General features: G+C 37.6%; 3 protein-coding genes. 2 read left to right on the top strand and 1 reads right to left on the bottom strand.

All coding sequences use genetic code 11. From position 1 onward, the window contains the following. Positions 1 to 434: 434 nt before the first annotated feature. On the top strand, positions 435 to 1,676 hold the full coding sequence (locus tag AB0N16_RS41570; protein WP_356489087.1) for an OFA family MFS transporter: 1,242 nt from the start codon (positions 435 to 437) through the stop codon (positions 1,674 to 1,676). A 106-nt stretch (positions 1,677 to 1,782) separates the two neighbouring features. On the opposite strand, the gene AB0N16_RS41565 is transcribed toward AB0N16_RS41570, so the two are convergent. Further along, a complete protein-coding gene (locus tag AB0N16_RS41565) occupies positions 1,783 to 1,926 on the bottom strand; it encodes an IS3 family transposase (protein ID WP_101812836.1) in 144 nt (47 codons plus the stop codon). Positions 1,927 to 1,976: 50 nt separating this feature from the next. On the opposite strand from AB0N16_RS41565, the gene AB0N16_RS41560 reads away from it, so the two are divergent. Further along, positions 1,977 to 2,657, top strand: coding sequence for an IS6-like element ISS1N family transposase (locus AB0N16_RS41560; protein WP_014727478.1), 681 nt, complete (start codon positions 1,977 to 1,979; stop codon positions 2,655 to 2,657). Positions 2,658 to 2,749: the final 92 nt, after the last annotated feature.

Here is a 2,749-nt window from a genome sequence, read left to right as displayed (position 1 = left end):
AGAAATGGAACGCTCTTCGGCTTTGCGGTGTCTACTGAAATCAAGGTATTAATGGGAATACCAGCCTAAGATATTTGGAGTTCAGAGAGGGCGAGTTTGATTTTCAAACTTCGCAACAGAACCAAAATAAGCATAACTTTTAAAGTGCTCCATAACTGTTAGATTTCTTGTCTAACAATTATGGAGCACTTTAGGTTCCCTGTGCTTTTTTATTTGTTCAAAAACAGCAACCGTAATTTGTTTTTTCCCAGTACTATAGCTAACTTAAATGTACTTTTCATTAGCCAACGTTAAAATTCGTCTTATACTAAAATTTAATTGTTTAAATGTGATAATCAATGTGATATTATTATTATATGACAACAATGGTTGTTAACAACGTTTAAATTATTCGTATACTTATTCGTATACTATCAAAAATGGAGGAATAGGTATTGAAAACAAATCGCTATGTTGTTGCGTTTGCAGGTGTCATGTTTCATTTAATGATTGGTTCCGTTTATGCTTGGAGTGTTTTTACTAATCCAATTGCAAAACAAAATGGTTGGGCAGAATCCTCAGTCGCTCTTGCATTTAGTATCGCTATTTTCTTCTTGGGAATGTCAGCCGCCTTTATGGGCAAAGTCGTTGAAAAAATAGGCCCTAGACTAACGGGAACTATTGCTAGCTTTCTTTACGGAACTGGAACCATTATGACTGGTTGGGCTATCCATCAAAATTCAATTTGGCTATTATATCTCTCATATGGTGTCATAGGCGGCTTAGGACTGGGAGCAGGATACGTTACCCCTGTATCAACAATTATTAAATGGTTTCCAGACAAACGCGGTTTAGCAACGGGGTTAGCTATTATGGGATTTGGTTTTGCAGCAATGCTGACTGGTCCTGTTGCTCAACAGCTAATGGCTAGTGTTGGTCTTGAACAAACATTCTATCTCTTAGGAACATTTTATTTTGTTATTATGCTGCTCGCTGCACAGTTTATTGTTCGTCCAAATCTGGCACTATCAAGCACTACTGAAAATAGCATTTCTCAAAAAAAGGGAACACGTCTAACCCGAGGACCGGAGCTAACAGCTAACCAAGCCCTCAAAACTAAATCCTTCACTTTTCTTTGGATAATGTTATTTATCAATATTACATGCGGGATCGGCCTTGTCTCAGCTGCATCCCCCATGGCTCAAAGTATGACCGGCATGTCTGTCCAAACAGCCGCAATTATGGTTGGAATCATAGGCCTTTTCAATGGCTTTGGACGTTTGATATGGGCAACTTTGTCTGATTATATCGGGCGCCCTGCTACTTTCAGTACCATTTTTATTCTCGATATTGTAATGCTTTCAGCCATGCTCATCTTCAAATTACCGCTCCTATTTGTCATTGCATTATGCTTGTTGATGTCTTGTTATGGAGCAGGCTTTTCTGTCATCCCAGCCTACTTAGGTGATGTCTTTGGTACTAAAGAATTAGGAGCTGTTCATGGATATGTACTGACAGCATGGGCTGCTGCCGGAGTTGTTGGACCATTACTATTATCATTAACACATCAACTGTTCCACAATTATACTTTGACATTAGCTGCCTTTATTTTGATTGATCTATTGGCACTGCTAATCTCATTCTGGATACAACGAGATTTCATTAAAGCCAGCAAATTAATAAAAAGCAAATCATAAAAAACTACTTTAAAGCGCATTAAATTATTAAAAACTAAGACAAAATTGCATAAAAAAGAGTCTAAAACAGCATGAGCCGTAAAGTGCAAGACAAAATTGAATATTTTTAAACTGCTAAGGCATGTTCCCTGTATTCGCAGGGAGTCATGCCTTTTGTTTTCTGTGATATTCGTCGATTGTTAAACCAATCGACGTAATTCTTTGTGATTTCCTTGAATTCTCCAATAGGTTCTGTTGCAAAGTTTTCCAAAAAATCTATTTTAGTGTAAAATTGAGAAAAAAGACAGAGAGGACAGAGTAATGAATCATTTTAAAGGCAAACAATTCAAAAAAGACGTCATTATTGTCGCTGTTGGTTACTACCTGCGTTACAATCTAAGCTATCGTGAAGTTCAGGAATTGTTATATGATCGTGGAATAAATGTTTGTCATACTACGATTTATCGTTGGGTGCAAGAGTACAGCAAAGTCCTCTATTATCTTTGGAAGAAGAAAAATAGACAATCCTTCTATTCATGGAAAATGGACGAAACCTATATCAAAATTAAGGGACGTTGGCATTATCTTTATCGTGCAATTGATGCGGACGGCTTAACCTTAGATATCTGGTTACGAAAGAAACGGGATACGCAAGCAGCCTATGCTTTCTTAAAACGACTCCATAAACAGTTTGGTGAGCCGAAAGCAATTGTGACCGATAAAGCACCTTCTCTTGGCTCCGCCTTTAGAAAGTTACAGAGTGTGGGTTTATATACTAAGACAGAGCACCGAACTGTGAAGTATCTTAACAATTTAATAGAACAAGACCATCGACCTATTAAACGACGGAATAAATTTTATCAAAGTCTCCGTACAGCCTCTTCCACGATTAAGGGCATGGAGACCCTTCGAGGAATATATAAAAAGAACCGAAGAAATGGAACGCTCTTCGGCTTTTCGGTGTCTACTGAAATCAAGGTATTAATGGGAATACCAGCCTAAGATATTTGGAGTTCAGAGAGGGCGCGTTTGATTTTCAAACTTCGCAACAGAACCATCAATTCATTTTAGCTTAAATTTGAAAAAAAAGATAG

Origin of the sequence: Streptomyces sp. NPDC051105 (assembly GCF_040682795.1) — a bacterium.
Classification (GTDB): domain Bacteria; phylum Actinomycetota; class Actinomycetes; order Streptomycetales; family Streptomycetaceae; genus Streptomyces.
The sequence above is the reverse complement of the archived record's forward strand: the minus strand, read 5'-3'. Positions and strand labels throughout refer to the sequence as shown.

Coding starts and splice junctions, on each gene's coding strand:
- AB0N16_RS41560 (WP_014727478.1), top strand. CDS start 1,977: ATGAATCATTTTAAAGGCAAACAATTCAAAAAAGACGTCATTATTGTC.